Source organism: Devosia beringensis (genome assembly GCF_014926585.1).
GTDB lineage: Bacteria > Pseudomonadota > Alphaproteobacteria > Rhizobiales > Devosiaceae > Devosia > Devosia beringensis.
Genome location: NZ_CP045422.1, coordinates 810,686 through 827,571, shown reverse-complemented (window position 1 = coordinate 827,571; position 16,886 = coordinate 810,686). Strand labels below are relative to the sequence as shown.

General features: G+C 64.3%; 16 protein-coding genes. 11 read left to right on the top strand and 5 right to left on the bottom strand.

Features of this window, described 5'->3' with window-relative positions:
* Position 1: 1 nt before the first annotated feature.
* Positions 2-1,225 (top strand): glycosyltransferase family 2 protein, encoded by a 1,224-nt coding sequence (locus GDR53_RS04095; RefSeq protein ID WP_210321385.1) that lies wholly within the window; start codon positions 2-4, stop codon positions 1,223-1,225.
* Positions 1,226-1,231: 6 nt separating this feature from the next.
* Positions 1,232-1,981 (top strand): TSUP family transporter, encoded by a 750-nt coding sequence (locus GDR53_RS04090; RefSeq protein WP_193336823.1) that lies wholly within the window; start codon positions 1,232-1,234, stop codon positions 1,979-1,981.
* Positions 1,982-1,990: 9 nt separating this feature from the next.
* Here GDR53_RS04090 and GDR53_RS04085 read toward each other — a convergent pair whose 3' ends face one another.
* From GDR53_RS04085 to GDR53_RS04070, 4 genes are all read right to left on the bottom strand, one after another.
* Positions 1,991-2,227, bottom strand: coding sequence for a BrnA antitoxin family protein (locus tag GDR53_RS04085; protein WP_193336822.1), 237 nt, complete (start codon positions 2,225-2,227; stop codon positions 1,991-1,993).
* A gap of 108 nt (positions 2,228-2,335) precedes the next feature.
* Positions 2,336-3,058, bottom strand: a complete 723-nt coding sequence (locus GDR53_RS04080) for an EF-hand domain-containing protein (RefSeq protein WP_193336821.1) — start codon at positions 3,056-3,058, stop codon at positions 2,336-2,338.
* A gap of 231 nt (positions 3,059-3,289) precedes the next feature.
* Positions 3,290-4,936, bottom strand: a complete 1,647-nt coding sequence (groL, locus tag GDR53_RS04075; protein ID WP_193336820.1) for a chaperonin GroEL — start codon at positions 4,934-4,936, stop codon at positions 3,290-3,292.
* Between the two features lie 48 nt (positions 4,937-4,984).
* Positions 4,985-5,275, bottom strand: coding sequence for a co-chaperone GroES (locus tag GDR53_RS04070; protein ID WP_193336819.1), 291 nt, complete (start codon positions 5,273-5,275; stop codon positions 4,985-4,987).
* A gap of 181 nt (positions 5,276-5,456) precedes the next feature.
* On the opposite strand from GDR53_RS04070, the gene GDR53_RS04065 reads away from it, so the two are divergent.
* The 3 genes from GDR53_RS04065 to GDR53_RS04055 all read left to right on the top strand — a co-directional run bounded on the left by GDR53_RS04065 (position 5,457) and on the right by GDR53_RS04055 (position 7,142).
* Entirely contained in the window at positions 5,457-5,819 is a 363-nt protein-coding gene (locus tag GDR53_RS04065; RefSeq protein ID WP_193336818.1) for a DUF427 domain-containing protein, read from the top strand.
* 90 nt (positions 5,820-5,909) lie between these two features.
* On the top strand, positions 5,910-6,101 hold the full coding sequence (locus GDR53_RS04060) for a hypothetical protein (protein ID WP_193336817.1): 192 nt from the start codon (positions 5,910-5,912) through the stop codon (positions 6,099-6,101).
* A 180-nt stretch (positions 6,102-6,281) separates the two neighbouring features.
* Positions 6,282-7,142: a DMT family transporter gene (locus GDR53_RS04055; RefSeq protein ID WP_193337957.1), complete on the top strand. Its 861-nt coding sequence runs from the start codon at positions 6,282-6,284 to the stop codon at positions 7,140-7,142.
* A gap of 7 nt (positions 7,143-7,149) precedes the next feature.
* Here the strand turns inward: GDR53_RS04055 and GDR53_RS04050 are convergent, their stop codons facing one another.
* Complete coding sequence (locus GDR53_RS04050) at positions 7,150-8,580, bottom strand: sigma-54-dependent transcriptional regulator (protein ID WP_232846723.1); 1,431 nt, start codon at positions 8,578-8,580, stop codon at positions 7,150-7,152.
* A 174-nt stretch (positions 8,581-8,754) separates the two neighbouring features.
* On the opposite strand from GDR53_RS04050, the gene GDR53_RS04045 reads away from it, so the two are divergent.
* The 6 genes from GDR53_RS04045 to ileS all read left to right on the top strand — a co-directional run bounded on the left by GDR53_RS04045 (position 8,755) and on the right by ileS (position 16,842).
* The gene (locus GDR53_RS04045; RefSeq protein WP_193336816.1) at positions 8,755-9,960 is read left to right on the top strand and encodes an ROK family transcriptional regulator; all 1,206 of its coding nucleotides are present in this window, start codon (positions 8,755-8,757) and stop codon (positions 9,958-9,960) included.
* Positions 9,961-10,071: 111 nt separating this feature from the next.
* Entirely contained in the window at positions 10,072-11,319 is a 1,248-nt protein-coding gene (locus GDR53_RS04040) for an EAL domain-containing protein (protein WP_193336815.1), read from the top strand.
* A gap of 6 nt (positions 11,320-11,325) precedes the next feature.
* Positions 11,326-11,868: a shikimate kinase gene (locus GDR53_RS04035; protein ID WP_193336814.1), complete on the top strand. Its 543-nt coding sequence runs from the start codon at positions 11,326-11,328 to the stop codon at positions 11,866-11,868.
* Between the two features lie 31 nt (positions 11,869-11,899).
* Entirely contained in the window at positions 11,900-12,766 is an 867-nt protein-coding gene (locus tag GDR53_RS04030; RefSeq protein ID WP_193336813.1) for a TIGR01459 family HAD-type hydrolase, read from the top strand.
* A 5-nt stretch (positions 12,767-12,771) separates the two neighbouring features.
* Positions 12,772-13,746, top strand: a complete 975-nt coding sequence (locus GDR53_RS04025; protein WP_193336812.1) for a bifunctional riboflavin kinase/FAD synthetase — start codon at positions 12,772-12,774, stop codon at positions 13,744-13,746.
* A gap of 96 nt (positions 13,747-13,842) precedes the next feature.
* On the top strand, positions 13,843-16,842 hold the full coding sequence (gene ileS, locus GDR53_RS04020) for an isoleucine--tRNA ligase (RefSeq protein ID WP_193336811.1): 3,000 nt from the start codon (positions 13,843-13,845) through the stop codon (positions 16,840-16,842).
* Positions 16,843-16,886 lie beyond the last annotated feature (44 nt).

Here is a 16,886-nt window from a genome sequence, read left to right as displayed (position 1 = left end):
CGTGGCTGAGCAAGTTGAACTGACCATCCTGATGCCGTGCCTTGACGAAGCCGAGACCCTGGCCATCTGCATTGCCAAGGCCCGCAGCTTCCTCGCCATCAGCGGCATTGAAGGCGAAATTCTCATCGCCGACAACGGCTCGACTGACGGTTCCCTTGCCATTGCCGAGGCGGCCGGCGCTCGTGTTGTGCCCATTGCGCAGCGCGGCTATGGCGCCGCCCTGGCCGGGGGCATCGCCGCGGCTCGCGGGCGCTACATCATCATGGGCGATGCCGACGACAGCTACGACTTCTCCCACCTCGACGCCTTCATGACCCAGCTGCGCGCCGGCGCCGATCTGGTCATGGGCAACCGCTTTGCCGGCGGCATCGCGCCCGGCGCCATGCCCTGGCATCATCGCTATATCGGCAATCCGGTGCTCAGCACCCTGGGCCGGCGCTTCTTCCATACCCCGATCAGCGATTTCCACTGCGGCCTGCGCGGCTTTTCGCGCGAGGCCATTGTCAGCCTCAATCTGCGCACCATCGGCATGGAATTCGCCTCCGAAATGGTGGTCAAGGCCACCCTGGCCCAGCTCGACGTGCGCGAAGTGCCCACGACCCTGGCCAAGGACGGTCGCTCGCGCCCGCCCCATCTGCGCTCCTTCCGCGATGGCTGGCGCCATCTGCGCTTCCTGCTGCTGTTCTCGCCGCGCTGGCTGTTTCTCTATCCCGGATTTGTCCTGCTCTGGCTGGGGCTGATCGTCGGCGGCATTCTGCTGCCCGGCCCCGCCCGCATTGGCGGCGTCAGCTTTGACGTGCACACCTTCCTGATTGCCGCGCTCTGCATCATCGTCGGCCTGCAGTCGATTTCCTTTGCCATCATCGGCCGCCGGTTCGCCTCCCGCTACGGCTTCATCCCCCGCTCGGGCAGCTACGATCGCCTGCTCGAGGCCCTGACCCTCGAGCGCATCCTGCTGGTGGCCGTGCTACTCATGCTCAGCGGCTTGACGGCGCTGTTCTGGGGCGTTGGCGAATGGGCCGCGCGCGATTTCGGCGACCTCAATCCCAGCATCACCATGCGGCCGGTGATTGTCGCCCTCACCGCTTTGGTCTCCGGCTTCCAGCTGATGATGAGCGGCTTCATGTCCTCCATGATCAATATCCCCATCTACGAGCGGCGCATTGCCGACATGCCCGCGCCCGATGACCCCATGCAGCGCCGCCGCCAACAGGATCGGACCTGACCCTCTATGCTTGAACCTCTGGTTTTGCTGGCTCTGGCCGCTGTCGGCCTGCTGGCCGGCTTTGTTGACGCCATCGCCGGTGGCGGCGGCATGATTGCCTTGCCCGCTCTGCTGGCGGCGGGTCTGCCGCCCGTGGCAGCCCTGGCCACCAACAAGCTGCAGGGCTCCATCGGCACGGCCATGGCGGCGGTCACTTTCTGGCGGCGCGGCTATGTCTCGCTGCAGGCCCTGCTGCCGGCCATCCTGCTGACCTTTGCCGGTAGCTTTGCCGGTGCGCTGGTCGTCAAGCAGCTCGATACCAGCCTGCTCAACATCGCCGTGCCGATCGCGCTGATCGGCATTGCACTCTACTTCCTGTTTGCGCCCAACCTGTCCGATGTCGACAAGGTGGCCCGGCTGCCCTTCGCGCGCTTCGTGCCGCTGCTGGGCTTTGCCATCGGTTTTTACGACGGCATCTTTGGTCCGGGCACCGGCTCCTTTTTCACCATCGGCTTTGTTCTGCTGTTCGGCTTGGGCCTGACCCGCGCCTCGGGCAATACCAAGGTCCTCAATCTGGTGTCGAACCTGGCCGCTTTGGCCATCTTCATACCGTCCGGCGACGTGGTCTGGCCGGCAGCCATGGCCATGGCCGTGGGCCAGCTGCTGGGCGGCTATATCGGCGCCCGCACCGGCATTCGCTTCGGCGCCAGATTGATCCGGCCGCTGGTTGTCGTGATCTCGATCGCGCTGGCCCTGCGGCTGCTGATCTTCCGTTAAAGCCAGGACCTATTCGGCATCGAGCCCGGCTGACGCGCGCAAAGCGGCATTGATGCGCTCCTGCCAGCCCGGGCCGTCCTCCTGGAAGTGCTCGAGCACCGCCCGGTCCAGCCGCAGCGTAACCATGTCCTTGCCTTCCGGAATGGCCTTGGGTTTGGGCGCGGCAGCGACCGGCTTGCTGGTGGCAGCCTTGAAGGCGGCTTCCGCCTGGTCCATCGCGCTGCCGGTTCGTCTTGGTGGTCGCATTCCTCTAGTCCTTTGAATTGGCCATTCTGGCCGCGGGCGCGGTCCGCGACACCGATTGCACCAGACAGCGTCCGCAATGGGGCAGGGGCGCATGCGCCCCCGCCAGGCTTATGCCGCCGCGCTGAAGACGGCGGCCAGCTGCTCGAGCAGCGTCTGCTGCTGGCTGGCCTTGTAGGCAATCTGCGCGGTCGCCAGCAGGCTGGCGCTGGTGGTCGTATCGTCTTCTTCCGCGTCGTCCGAGGCCGGGGGCGGTCCTCCGGGCGGCGGACCGCCTGGCGGTGGGCCGGAAGCCTGCTGGCTGCCGGTGCTGCTGGCGCTGTCCTGCAGGGCGGTCTTGACCGCATCCAGGAAGCTCGAGCTTTCCGTTTCGGTGATCGAGCCGTCGCCATTGCCGTCGATCATGTCGAACAGCTTCTGCAGGTTCTCGTCACTGATCGCGCCGGCGCCCTCGTCGTCCCCCAGTTCGGCCAGGGTCACGGCGCCGTCGCCATCGCTGTCGGTCGCCGCGAAGATGTCGGCATTGCTTGGCCCGGCCAGCTGCTGGGTCATGAACGCCATCGACTGGCCCTGCTCGGCCATCTTCGTGTCGAAGATATCTTTTTCGCTGCTGGTGACGCTGCCGCCACCATCGCCATCCATGGCGGAAAACAGGGCTTCTGCCCTTTTGTTGGCTTGGGCGCTCGACGCATCCTTGGGCGCGTTGAGCTTGATCTCGTCCAGCGTCAGGCTGTTGTCGCTATTGCTGTCCAGGCTGGCAAAGCTTGGTGGCTTGAAGGCAGTGCGCATCAGCTGGGAGGCTGACTGGGCGCCGATGCCGCTGGTTGTTGACATTCCACTCCTTGGCGGTTGCAGCCGAGGGAACTCGGCCATCACAACAGAGTGCGCAACATGGTTAATCCGGTCTTAACATTTGCCCGGTCAGCCCGCGCCATAGCAAGTTTAATGTGCCGGTAAGGTTTGCCGGAGCTCAGGACAAGAAAAAGGCGCGATGTTGCCACCGCGCCTTTTCCATGGAGTTCGTGACTGGGAAGTAACGAACTCCAAACTCTGTGGAGGGCTGGACTAGAAGTCCATGCCACCCATGCCGCCCATGCCGCCACCGCCGCCGCCGCCCATCTGGGGAGCCGCATCCTTGGGAGCCTCGACGATGAGGGCTTCCGTGGTGATCAGCAGCGAGGCAACCGAAGCTGCGTCCTGCAGGGCGGTGCGAACCACCTTCACCGGATCGATGACGCCAAGGGCGACCAGGTCGCCATACTCGCCCGTTGCGGCATTGTAGCCGAATGTGATCGAGCTGTTCTCGAGGATCTTGCCGACAACCACGGAGCCTTCGGCACCGGCATTGTTGGCGATCGTGCGGACAGGCTCCTGCAGCGCGCGCTTGACGATGGCAATGCCGGCGTCCTGATCGGCATTGATGCCCTTGGACTTCATGGAAGCCGAAGCACGCAGCAGCGCGACGCCACCACCGGCAACGATGCCTTCTTCAACGGCGGCGCGGGTTGCGTTCAGCGCGTCGTCGACGCGGTCCTTGCGCTCCTTGACTTCGACTTCCGTCGAGCCGCCGACCTTGATCACCGCAACGCCACCGGCCAGCTTGGCCAGACGTTCCTGCAGCTTTTCCTTGTCGTAGTCCGAAGTGGTCTCTTCGATCTGCGCCTTGATCTGGCCAACGCGGCCCTGGATGTCTTCCTTGGTGCCAGCGCCATCAACGATGGTGGTGGTTTCCTTGGTGATTTCCACGCGCTTGGCAGTGCCCAGCATGTCGATGGTCACGTTCTCGAGCTTGATGCCGAGATCTTCCGAGATCACCTGGCCACCGGTCAGGATGGCGATGTCTTCGAGCATTGCCTTGCGGCGATCGCCGAAGCCTGGTGCCTTGACGGCAGCAACCTTGAGGCCGCCACGCAGACGGTTGACGACCAGGGTCGCCAGGGCTTCGCCGTCGATGTCTTCGGCAATGATCAGCAGCGGACGCTGGCTCTGCACGACTGCTTCGAGGATCGGCAGCATGGCCTGCAGGTTGCTGAGCTTCTTTTCGTGCAGCAGGATGACGGGATCTTCGAGAACCGCAGTCATCTTCTCGGCATTGGTCACGAAGTAGGGCGACAGGTAGCCGCGGTCGAACTGCATGCCTTCGACGACTTCGAGTTCGGTCTCGGCGGTCTTGGCTTCTTCGACGGTGATGACACCCTCGTTGCCGACCTTCTGCATCGCTTCAGCAATCATCTCGCCGATGGCGGTTTCGCCATTTGCCGAAATGGTGCCGACCTGGGCAACTTCGCTCGACGACTTGATCTTGGACGAAGCGGCCTTCAGCGAGGCCACGACTTCTTCGACAGCCATGTCGATGCCGCGCTTCAGATCCATCGGGTTGAAGCCGGCGGCAACAGCCTTGACGCCTTCGACAACAATGGCCTGACCGAGCACGGTCGCGGTGGTGGTGCCGTCGCCGGCAATGTCATTGGTCTTGGAGGCGACCGAACGCAGCAGCTGTGCGCCCAGGTTCTCGAAGCGGTCTTCCAGCTCGATTTCCTTGGCAACGGTCACGCCGTCCTTGGTGATGCGCGGGGCACCGAACGACTTTTCGATAACGACGTTACGACCCTTGGGGCCGAGCGTTACCTTGACCGCGTTGGCCAGGATGTTGACGCCGCGCAACATCTTGTCGCGGGCTTCAGTCGAAAACTTTACTTCTTTGGCAGCCATGTGAGGCGCTCCTTGAAATGGTTGAGGGCGAATGGGGACGCTGAAGGCTTAGCCTTCGACGATGCCCATGATGTCGCTTTCCTTCATGATCAGCAGCTCTTCGCCGTCGACCTTGACCTCGGTGCCGCTCCACTTGCCGAACAGCACGCGGTCGCCGGCCTTGACGTCGGGAACGACGCGCGCGCCGCCTTCGTCACGGGCGCCGGGGCCAACGGCGACGATCACGCCTTCGCTGGGCTTTTCCTTGGCGTTGTCCGGGATGATGATCCCGCCTTTGGTCTTTTCTTCGCCATCGAGGCGGCGGACGACCACGCGGTCGTGCAGGGGACGGAAGCTCATGACTTGCTCCTATAGCAGCATTTGAATGCAATTTTTGAGCTGTTAGCACTCACCATACGAGAGTGCTAACAGGTGCTGGGGATATAGGATTGGGCCCTGTCGGAGTCAAGCGCGGGTGAACTGACTTTGTGCTCGCGCGTTGATAGAGTTCACGCTTCCAAACCATCCATGGCAGGTAATCATGACGCGTCAATGTCTCGACAAGGATATCAGGATCACCCCGGCCACGGGCCGTGTCCACGTCATCTTCGACGGGGCCGAGATCGCCAGCTCCATCAATGCGCTTGAGCTCGATGAGCCCGGTTCGCCGCTGCGGGTTTATTTTCCCCTTGACGATATCCAGCCCGGCATTCTCGAAGAAACCGAGACCCGCACCCATTGTCCTTACAAGGGCGAGGCCTGGTACTGCACCATCAAGACCCTTACAGCCACCGGCACCGACCAGGTCTGGTACTATCCCGATCCGTGCCCGCTGGTCGCCCCCATTGCCGATATGCTGGCCTTCTGGGGTGATCGCATCGAAATCCGCTATTCAAAAGTCTAGCCGCACCGTCCGGGGCAGGGGCCCCGCCCATGGTGCATCTTTTTCGCTCAGCCCCTTCCACGCCGCGCCAAGCTGCGGCATAAGGCATCCATGACCCAGGACAACACACTTCAGATCAAGCTGCGCCTCAAGGGCGGCAGCGGCCCCAATGCCAACTGGCACTGGGAACTTCACGACGCCACCGGCAAGGTGGTCAAGACCGGCAGTGCCGTAGGTCCCGAAAGCAAGGCTTTCACGACCGCCCGCATCGCCAAGGAAAAGCTGGAATCGGCCAAAAACTGATTTCCCGACCCGGCGCGCCAGCCTCTGCTGCGCCGGGCACTGCCGTCCTGCCGCTTTCCGAGCCACGAGCCCGTCGTGTCCCCTTCTGCTTCCGCCACGCCGACCAGCCCCGTGCCCGTCGCGGCCGGTCCCTTACGCGGCATTACGCTAAAAGTGCTTTCGGTCTGCTGCTTCGTGGTCATGGCCACGCTGCTCAAGGCCACCGAAACCATCCCGGCCGGTGAACTGGTCTTCTTCCGCTGCTTTTTCGCCATTCTGCCCGTGGTCGTCTATCTGACGTTCACGCGCCAGCTCCGCACTGCGCTGGTCACCGCCAACCCAATGGGCCATGTGGTCCGCTCCTTTATCGGCGTCACCTCCATGGGCCTGGGCTTTTTCGCCCTGACGCGCTTGCCACTGCCTGAAACCACCGCCATCGGCTATGCGTCGCCGCTGCTTATCGTCGTGTTCAGCGCGCTGCTGCTCAAGGAGCGGGTGCATCTGTTCCGCTGGTCCGCCGTGCTCATCGGCATGCTCGGCGTCGTGATCATCCTCTGGCCGCGCCTCACCCTGTTTTCCGGCGGCACGCCGCTGGGCAATAGCGAAACCGTCGGCGCGATCGCGGCCCTGGGCGCGGCGGTCATGTCGGCCTTTGCCATGATGCAGGTGCGCAAGCTGGTGCAGACCGAACGCACCGAGACCATCGTCATCTATTTCTTCGTCTGCGCCAGCCTGCTCTCGCTGCTGACCATCCCGCTCGGCTGGCAGATGCCGACCCCGCAGCAGGCCGTGCTGCTGGTCTGCGCCGGTTTTGCCGGCGGTATCGGTCAGCTGCTGCTGACCTCATGCTACCGCTATGCCGACATGTCGGTCATTGCCCCGTTTGAATATGTCTCGCTGATCCTGACCATCATTATCGGCCTGGTAGTCTTCGCCGAAGTGCCCACCCTGGCCATGCTGAGCGGCGCGCTGATCATCGTCGCCTCCGGCATCGCTGTCATCCTGCGCGAACACTATCTCGGCCTCGACCGCATCAAGGCCCGCGAAGCTAGTACGCCCTGACCCTGGATCAGCCGGTATGGCTTAGCTCTGCCCAGCCCTGCCGCTTGCGATAGATCGTTGAGGGGCTGATTTCGAGCGCCGCTGCCGCCAGCGAGACATTGCCGCCAAAGCTGGCAATGGCGTCCTCGATGATGCGCTGTTCCTGCTGCCACATCGGCAGGATGGCGGCCCGTCGGTCGCCACGTGACGGTATCTCGGCCGGGGTCGGCAGCCCGCGCGTCTCGATATCGGCCGCTGCCAGCATGGCGGCAGTAATGTCCCCGCCATCGAACATCACCACCAGGCGCCGCACCAGGTTCTGCAGCTGGCGCACATTGCCCTTCCATTCGGCGGCCGACAGCAGGCTGGCGACCTCACTGCTATAATCGCCAAAGCTCTTGTGTTCCTCGGCGGCATAGCGCGTCAGGAAATGCCGGGCCAGCACCATGATGTCGCTCGGGCGCTGCCGCAGCGGCGGCAGGTGGATGGGCAGCACATGCAGCCGGTAAAACAGGTCTTCGCGGAATTTCTTTTCGGCAATCAGCTGCATCGGGTTGCGATTGGTGGCGCAGATCACCCGCACATCCACCCGCCGCACCGCCCCGTCGCCGACCCGGCTGAGCGTTCCGGTCTGCAGAAAGCGCAGCAATTTGCTCTGCAGCGACAGGTCCATTTCCCCGATTTCGTCGAGAAACAGCGTGCCGCCATCGGCCAGTTCGGCCGCGCCCTTGCGGTCTTCATGCGCGCCGGTAAAGGCGCCGCGCGCCACGCCGAACAGTTCGCTCTCCATCAGGTCGCGCGGAATCGCGGCGCAATTGATGGCCACCAGGCGCTTGCCGGCCCGGTGTCCCTTGGCATGCAGCGCCTCGGCGCACACATCCTTGCCGGTGCCGCTTTCCCCGGTGATGAAGACCGGCGCCGACGAGGCGGCGATACGGCCGATCTGCTCATAGACAAACTGCATGGCGCTCGAGGCGCCGATAAAGCCGGCAAAATCGCTCGGACCTGCCGGGATGCGGCCCTCGATGCCCAGCGAGCGGCACTTGCCATGCCGCTGCGCCAGTTCGCCGATCCGCGCCGCCATGATCGGTCCGTTGATCGGCTTGGCCACATAATCATGTGCCCCGGCGCGCATCGCGCCTACCGCGGCCGATACCGAAATCCCGTCCGACAGCGCCACCATCAGCGCCCCGTCCGCCAGCCGCACCAGCCGCAGCACGGCCTCGTCGCTGTGGCTCGCCAGGTCGCCCAGGCTGGAAAGATCGGCCAGGATGATGTCGAATTCGCTGTCGCGCAGCAGCTCTGCGGCCCGCTTGCCGCCCGAGACGACCGTAATGGCAGCGGCCTGGTCGAGGCATTGGGCCAGGGCGTGTGCAACCAGTTGTGCTTGTTCCTGGTCCCGGTCGATCAGCAATAGCCGGCCGCTTGGGTCGCCATCGCTTCGATTCTGCATCGCCATGCGGCCCGGTCCTCACGTCTTCATTGGATGCTTGCCGGATGTCTGACCGCCATCGCGGCGCTTCCGGGTATGAACCGATTGTTTCCCAACAGGGTAAATTTTCCGTTCCGTATTCACGAAAATCAATACTTCATTGGACTTGATTGCAGTCACGCCAGTCGGTTAAGTCACGCCATGCAAAAGAATTCCGAGACGGCCGAATTCAATCCATTGTCTCGCGGCGTTGCTCAGTCTGGTGTGCGCATCACCAATGAGCGGGCCGTGCTGACGCTGATCACGGTGAATCCTGGCGCCTCCAACGCCGATGTCGCCCGGTTGTCGGGTCTGGGTCCCCAGACCACGTCCCGCATCATTGCCGAACTTGAGTCGCGCGGCCTGGTCATGCGTGGCGACGTGCTGCGCGGCCGGCGCGGCCAGCCGGCAACCCCGCTCTTCCTCAATCCACAGGGCGCTGTCTCCATCGGCATTGAAATTGGCTGGCGCCATTATGAGGTGCTGGTCCTCGAAATGTCCGGCAAGACCCTGGCCAGCGTGCGACGCAGCTACCTCTGGCCGGATGCACGCACCATCTTTGGCGATATCGCCGCCGAAGTGGCCACCATTACCTCCGGTCTCACCGATCTGCAGCGGGCCCGACTCGCTGGCATTGGCCTGGCCACGCCGTCCAAGATCGGGCGCAATATCGGCCTGGTGCAGGCGCCTGTTGAGCAGGCGGCTCTGTGGGGCGATATTGATCTGGTCGCCCGCATCGCCGCCGATACCGGCCTGCCGGTGCAGTGGTTCAACGATGGCAATGCCGCCTGCTGGGCTGAAGTCATTGCCCAGCCCTCGCCGCGGCCGCAGGGCTTTGCCTATTTCCAGATCGGCACCTTCGTCGGCGCCGGCCTGGTGGCCAATGGCGAGCTCTGGGAAGGCAATGGCCACGCCGCCAATCTCGGCTCGATGCTGGTTTCCGATGCCCAGGGCCAGCCGACCTTCGTGCATCTGCTGGCCTCCATTACCGCCCTGCAGGATCAGCTGACCGCGGCCGGCATGACCGTGCCCGGCGGTAGCCCCTTCAACTGGGACTGGGCAGCGATGGAGCCGGTGGTGACCCAATGGCTCGACAGTGCCGGCCTGGCGCTGGCCAAGGCCATCGTCAATACCCATGCCGTGCTCGAACTGGACAAGTCGATCATCGACGGCGTCATGCCGCGCCCGATTGTCGAGCGCCTGCTGGAACGCGTGCGGGTGCACCTGGCGGCCCTGCCGACTCTGACGGCCGACCATCCCCCGGTGGAAATGGGCCACCTGGGCGCTTCGGCGGCCGCCAATGGCGCCGCCCAGCTGGTTCTGTTCCAGCGCTTCTTCTCGCGGGCCTGGAAGCTGTTTTCCACCTGAGGACACGCAATTAGCCTTGGAAGAGCCGGCCTGCGGCTTTTGCAGCCCCGTTCACGGTGCTAAGAGGATATGCCGAATCCCGGCACTTGAAGTGGGTTTATAGGTTTGCCCGTGCAGGCACTGGTCTACACGTTCATTGCCCTTGCTGCGGCCGGCGTCGGTGCCACGGCGTATTTCGGGCTGACGTTCACGCCCGCAGAGGCCATCCTTGCCGCCATAGTCTTCGGCTGTGTCTGCGTCGTGCTGCTTGAGCGTTCCCTGCGCCAGCGCGCTGAAAATCGCCTTGAACGCGCCATCGAGGATCTCTCCCGCCTGCTCGCCACCGATGCCCAGGCCGGCGCCGTGCTGGGCCAGCGCATCAATGCCATGGCCGATATCAATGCCGATCAGCGCCTCGAGGGCGTCGAGGCCGACATTTCCGTGCTCGGCACGGTCATCCGCCAGGTTGCCGAGGCCGTTGCCGAAATCGAGGAGCGGGTCGCCAAGGCCCAGCCCGCCGCCCGCGAGCGCATGATCGCAGCTACCCAGCAGGTCCAGGCGCCGCTGCCCCCCGTGCGCGAGCCCGAGCCGACCATTCCGGTCGAAATGGTCCGCCAAGCGCTCAACGACAACCGCCTCGTCTATCATATCCAGCCCGTCGTCACGCTGCCCCAGCGCCGGCCGCAGGGCTATGATCTGGTTCCCCGGCTGCGACTGGAGGATGGCGACCTCGCCGACGGCGTCGATTTCCTGCCGCGCCGCGGCGGCCCCGACGTCATGCGCAATATCGAGGGCGTGGGCCTGGTCGAGGCCATCACCATTGGCCGTCGGGCACGCGCGGGCGGCCAGCCCATCAAGCTCTATATTCCGCTGTCACGCGCCACCCTGAGCGATTCGGCCGCCTCTGAGCAGCTGCTTGCCTCGCTCGAGGCCAATCGGCTGATTGCCGAGGGCATGATCTTTGCCATCAGCGAGACCGACTGGCAGAGCCTCACTACCCCCGAGCGCGCCGTCACCGACGCCATCGCCCGCAAGGGCGCAGGCTTTTCCATTCTCAATGTGCGTTCGCTGCGCATTGATGTCGCCGACCTCGCCGCCCGCAATATCCGCTCGCTGCGCATCGACGCGGCCCGCTTCATCGAGGCGCCCGAGAGCTTCACCGATTTCCACGCCGCCGACATCGCCAATTATATCGCCCGCTTCGACGTTCTGCTGCTCGCCACCGGCATTGCCAGCGAACGCCAGATCATCGAACTGCTTGAGGATGGCATTACCCTGGTCCAGGGTCCCTACATCGCCGCCCCCGGCCCGGTGCGCCCCGATCTCATGGTGGAACCCAGCCGCCCCGCGCGGCCGCAGCTGCGCCGCGCCGAGCTTTAGCCTGTCGTGCAGATCCTGGTGCTCAACGGGCCGATCAATGCCGGCAAGACGACAACGGGTCGGGCACTCGCCGCTTTGCTGCCAGATGCCTTGTTCATCGATGGCGATGACCATGAGGCCGCTGACGACGCGCCGCTCGAACAGCGAATCGAGGCGTCCTTTGCCCATATTGAGCAGCTGATCGCCACCACCCTTGCCGGCTTTATCGTCGTCGCCGTGCCGCTGCGCGACGTCGACTATCGCCGTCTGCTGGTTGCTGGCGCTGCCCGCGGCGCGGTTTTGCGCGTCGTTACGCTGGCGCCACCGCCCGCCATCGCCTTCTCCAATCGGGGCAACCGGCCGCTCTCGTCCGGGGAAGTCGAGCGCGCCCGTCAGATGCATGAGGAGGGCTATGCCGACCGGCCCTTCAGCGACCTGATCGTCACTGATATGGCCGGTGCACAAGCGACGGCGGCCGAGATTGCCAGGTCCTTTAAGCTCCCGTTGGCCGCACGGCAGCCATCCACCGGCGTGTTTCCACTTGATCCCCAGGCGCAAGCTGCCACATAGAACCCTCACCCGTCCGCATCGGAAAGTCGCGATGACCAGCCCGCTCCCCTCGATCTCCGGCCTTGCCGAACTCGCCGGCCACTATGATGCCGTGCTGAGCGATGTCTGGGGCGTGGTCCATAATGGCGTGGCGGCCTTCCCATCAGCCGTCGATGCGCTGGTGCAATACCGCAAGGCAGGCGGCAAGGTGGTCTTCATCACCAATGCGCCGCGCCCCTCGGCCCCGCTGATTGATATGCTCGATCGCCTGGGCGTCACCCGTGACGCCTATGACGCCATCGTCTCCTCGGGCGACGCCACCCGCGTCATGATCGCCAAATATTCCGGCAAGGCCATCCACCATGTCGGCCCGCCCACCGAGGATGATGCGCTCTACGAGGGCCTCAACGTGCGGCGCAGCAGTGCCGACGAGGCTCAGGCCGTCGTCGTCACCGATCTCGACAGCGATGACGACACCCCCGAAATGTATCGCGAGCGTGCCCGCCACTGGCTGGAACGCAAGCTGCCCATGATCTGCGCCAATCCCGATCGCGTCGTCGAACATGGCGACAAGATCATCTATTGCGGCGGCGCCCTGGGCGATCTCTACGCCGCAATGGGCGGCATGGTGCTGATGGCCGGCAAGCCCTATCGCCCCATCTATGAAGAGGCCTTCCGCATGGCCGAGGCTGCCGCCGGCAAGCCGCTCGACAAGGCCCGCGTACTGGCCATTGGCGACAGCGTGCGCACCGACGCCACTGGCGCCGCGCAGTTCGGGCTCGACCTGCTCTTCGTCACCGGCTCAATCCACGCCGCCGAACTCGATGCCTTCGGCAAGCCCGATCCGCAGGCCATTCTCGATCTGGTAGCGCCCAGTGGCGCCCGCCTGGCGGGATTCCTGCCACGCCTGACCTGGTAGCCTGGATGAGCGCTTTCGTCCGCCTGTCCAACCTTGATGCCGTGCCGGCGTCCCTGCGCGGCGCCTATGTGGCCATCGGCAATTTCGATGGCGTCCACCGCGGCCACCAGATGGTGCTGTCCACGCTCAAGGCGCGCGCCGATGCGGCCGGTGTCCCCGCCATGGTGCTGACCTTCGAGCCCCATCCGCGCGATGTCTTCGCGCCAGCCCCCTTCATGTTCCGCCTCACCGATGGCAATGCCAAGGCGCGCCTTGCCGAAGCTCTCGGACTCGATGCAATCACCATCCTCGATTTCGACCGCGGCTTTTCCCAGATCGAGGCCGAGGATTTCGTGTCCCGTTTCCTCGTCAAGGCGCTGGGCGTCACCGGCGTCATCGTCGGTGCCGATTTCCACTTCGGTCGCCAGCGCCGGGGCACCCCGACCTTTCTCAAAGCCGCCGGCGATGCCCAGGCCTTTGCCGTTGAAACCCTCGACCTGATGGATGAGGGCGACGAGGTCATCTCCTCCTCCCGCATCCGCGCTGCCCTCTCCGAAGGCGCCGTCACCGCCGCCAATCGCCTGCTCGGCTATCACTGGTTCTTCGATGGCTGCGTCGTCCAGGGTGACCAGCGGGGCAGGGAGCTCGGCTATCCCACCGCCAATACCGTCACCCATGCCGGCTTCCAGCTTGCCCAAGGCGTGTATGCCGTCCGCGCCAAGGTGGCTGGGCGCCTGCTTGATGGCGTCGCCGCCTTCGGCAAGCCCATGTTCAACAATCAGCGCCCGCCTTTCGAGACCCATCTGTTCGATTTCGATGCCGACATCTATGGCCAGACCATTGCCGTCGCCCTGATCGGCCATATCCGTGGCCAGGAAGTCTTCTCCGGCCTCGACGAACTGATCGCCGCCATGGACCGCGACAGCCGCAAGGCGCGGGCGCTGATTAGCACCGCGCGTCCCCTGGGCGCGCTCGACAGCAAACTGGGCTTCTTTGGCTGATTGCCGCTGCCGCCCGCTGTCCCAAATCAGCCTTTGCCCCGTGGGCCCTGCCTTGCTAAAAGGCAGCCAAAATCTCCAGCATGATTGCCGTTTCCCATGACCGATACCGTCACAGGCGCCGCCGAAACCGACTATTCGGCTACCCTTTTCCTGCCCGAGACCGAGTTTCCGATGCGCGCCGGCCTGCCGCAGCGCGAGCCCGACTGGCTCAAGCGCTGGGAAGACATGGATATCTACGCGCTGCAGCGCGAGCAGGCCAAGGATCGGCCGCTCTTTACCATTCATGACGGCCCTCCCTACGCCAATGGCAATATCCATATCGGCCACGCGCTCAACAAGACGCTCAAGGATCTGGTGAGCCGCTCCATGCAGATGCTCGGCTTCAACTCGGCCTATGTGCCGGGCTGGGATTGCCACGGCCTGCCCATCGAATGGAAGATCGAGGAACAGTACCGCGCCAAGGGCAAGGACAAGAATGACGTCCCGATCGTGGAATTCCGCCAGGAATGCCGCACCTTTGCCGAGCAGTGGGTCGATGTGCAGCGCGAGGAATTCAAGCGCCTCGGTATTCTCGGCGAGTGGGACAATCCCTACCTCACCATGAGCTTTGACGCCGAGGCCCAGATCGCCCGCGAGCTGATGCAGGTGGCCACCACCGGCCAGCTCTATCGCGGTTCCAAGCCCGTCATGTGGTCCGTCGTCGAGCGCACGGCCCTCGCCGAAGCCGAAATCGAATATGCCGACTACGAGAGCGACACCATCTGGGTGAAGTTCCCGGTGGCAGCCCGGCAGGCCAAGCGCGTGGGCGGAAATGGTCAGTTCGAGTCCCTGGGGGCCGGCGCTCTTGGCGAACTGGATGGCGCCTTTGTCGTCATCTGGACCACCACGCCCTGGACGATCCCGGCCAACCGCGCCATCAGCTTTTCGTCAAAGATCGCCTATAGCCTGTTCGAGATCACCGACGCGCCGGCAGATAACTGGGCCAAGGTTGGCGAGCGCTATGTGCTGGCCGACAATCTGGCCGCTGAAGTTTTCGCCAAGGCCAAGGTTGCTGCCTATCGCCGCCTTGATACCGAAGTGGGCCCCCTCGCCAGCCTGCTGTGCCACCACCCCCTTCGCGGCCTCGGCGGCGGCTACCAGTTTGACGTCCCGCTGCTTGATGGCGATCACGTCACCGATGATGCCGGCACGGGCTTCGTCCATACCGCGCCCGGCCATGGCCTCGACGATTTCGAGATCTGGATGAATTCGACGCGCCTGCTGGCCGACAAGGGCATCTCGTCCGACGTCCCCTATGTCGTCGGCGACGATGGTTTCTACACCAAGGATGCCCCCGGTCTCGGCCCCGATGCCGAGGGCGGTCCCGCCCGCGTCATCGACGACAATGGCAAGAAGGGCGACGCCAATAACCGCGTCATCGCAGCGCTGGCCGAACGCCATGCCATGGTCGCCCGCGGCCGCGTCAAGCATTCCTATCCCCATTCCTGGCGCTCCAAGAAGCCGGTGATCTTCCGCAACACCCCGCAATGGTTCGTTTATATGGACCGCGACATCATGGGTGCGGCCGGCGACACGCTGCGCCACCGCGCCCTCAACGCCATCGACGCCACCAAATTCTATCCCGCTGCCGGGCAGAACCGCCTGCGCGCCATGATCGCCGATCGCCCCGATTGGGTGCTCAGCCGCCAGCGCGCCTGGGGCGTGCCGATCACCGTCTTCGTCAACAAGGCGACCAACGAAATCCTCAAGGACGAGGTGGTCAATCACCGCATCGCCGACGCCTTCGAGGCCGAGGGTGCCGACGCTTGGTATCAGGATGGCGCCGCACAGCGCTTCCTTGGCGATGCCTACCGAGCCGACGACTATGAAATGATCCGCGACGTGCTCGACGTCTGGTTCGATTCCGGCTCTACCCACGCTTTCGTGTTGCGCAATAAACAAAAGTGGCCGCATCTGAAATTCCCGGCCTCGATGTATCTTGAAGGCTCCGACCAGCATCGCGGCTGGTTCCACTCGTCGCTGCTCGAGAGTTGCGCCACCAATGGCCACGCCCCCTATGAAAGCGTGCTCACGCATGGCTTCACCATGGATGGCGACGGCAAGAAGATGAGCAAGTCGCTGGGCAATACCGTCGCCCCGCAGGACATCATCAAGCAGTATGGCGCCGATATCCTGCGCCTCTGGGTCGCCTCCTCGGATTATTCCGAGGATCTGCGCCTGGGCAAGGAGATCATCCAGACCACGGTCGATAGCTATCGCAAGCTGCGCAATACCCTGCGCTGGCTGCTCGGCAACCTCGCCCATTACCAGCCCGGTGATGCCGTCGACGCCCAGGACATGCCCGAGCTCGAGCAGCTCATGCTGCATCGCCTGGCCCAGCTCGATGCCCAGGTCCGCGACGCTTACAAGTCCTACGACTATCGCCGCATCGTCACCCTGCTGACCAACTTCATGAATATCGAGCTCAGCGCCTTCTATTTCGACATCCGCAAGGACGCGCTTTATTGCGAGCCCATCAGCTCGCTCAAGCGCAAGTCGGCGCTGACCGTGCTCAATCACCTGTTCGATTGCCTCACCGCCTGGCTGGCCCCGATCCTGGTCTTCACCATGGAAGAGGTCTGGCTCGAGCGCCATCCGGGCCCCGGCTCCTCCGTGCATCTGCGCCTCTTCCCCGAGGTCCCGGGCGACTGGCTCAACAATGATCTGGCCGCCAAGTGGCAGTTGATCCGCGCCGTCCGTCGCGTCGTCACCGGTTCGCTCGAAGTCGAGCGCCGCGACAAGGCCATCGGCTCCTCGCTCGAAGCCGCGCCCACCGTCTTCATTGCCGATGAGCGCTATCTGACGGCCTTGGCCGGCCAGGATCTGGCCGAAATCGCCATCACGTCGGCCATCACGGTCGCGGCCGGCGAGGGCCCCGCCGAGGCCTTCCGCCTCGACGACGCTGCCGGCATTGCCGTGGTGCCGGGCCTCGCCCAGGGCCAGCGCTGCGCCCGCTCATGGAAGGTGCTGCCCGAAGTCGGCAGCGATCCGGAATACCCCGACGTCTCCCCGCGCGACGCCCAGGCCCTGCGCGAACGCGCCGCGGCTGGGCTATAGCCCCGCAAACTCGATGTGATCCCTCCCCCTGTCCAGGGGGAGGC

Coding starts and splice junctions, on each gene's coding strand:
- GDR53_RS04030 (WP_193336813.1), top strand. CDS start 11,900: ATGACCAGCCCGCTCCCCTCGATCTCCGGCCTTGCCGAACTCGCCGGC.
- GDR53_RS04060 (WP_193336817.1), top strand. CDS start 5,910: ATGACCCAGGACAACACACTTCAGATCAAGCTGCGCCTCAAGGGCGGC.
- GDR53_RS04045 (WP_193336816.1), top strand. CDS start 8,755: ATGCAAAAGAATTCCGAGACGGCCGAATTCAATCCATTGTCTCGCGGC.
- GDR53_RS04025 (WP_193336812.1), top strand. CDS start 12,772: ATGAGCGCTTTCGTCCGCCTGTCCAACCTTGATGCCGTGCCGGCGTCC.
- GDR53_RS04090 (WP_193336823.1), top strand. CDS start 1,232: ATGCTTGAACCTCTGGTTTTGCTGGCTCTGGCCGCTGTCGGCCTGCTG.
- GDR53_RS04070 (WP_193336819.1), bottom strand. CDS start 5,275: ATGAGCTTCCGTCCCCTGCACGACCGCGTGGTCGTCCGCCGCCTCGAT.
- GDR53_RS04085 (WP_193336822.1), bottom strand. CDS start 2,227: ATGCGACCACCAAGACGAACCGGCAGCGCGATGGACCAGGCGGAAGCC.
- groL (WP_193336820.1), bottom strand. CDS start 4,936: ATGGCTGCCAAAGAAGTAAAGTTTTCGACTGAAGCCCGCGACAAGATG.
- GDR53_RS04050 (WP_232846723.1), bottom strand. CDS start 8,580: ATGGCGATGCAGAATCGAAGCGATGGCGACCCAAGCGGCCGGCTATTG.
- ileS (WP_193336811.1), top strand. CDS start 13,843: ATGACCGATACCGTCACAGGCGCCGCCGAAACCGACTATTCGGCTACC.
- GDR53_RS04055 (WP_193337957.1), top strand. CDS start 6,282: ATGGCCACGCTGCTCAAGGCCACCGAAACCATCCCGGCCGGTGAACTG.
- GDR53_RS04065 (WP_193336818.1), top strand. CDS start 5,457: ATGACGCGTCAATGTCTCGACAAGGATATCAGGATCACCCCGGCCACG.
- GDR53_RS04080 (WP_193336821.1), bottom strand. CDS start 3,058: ATGTCAACAACCAGCGGCATCGGCGCCCAGTCAGCCTCCCAGCTGATG.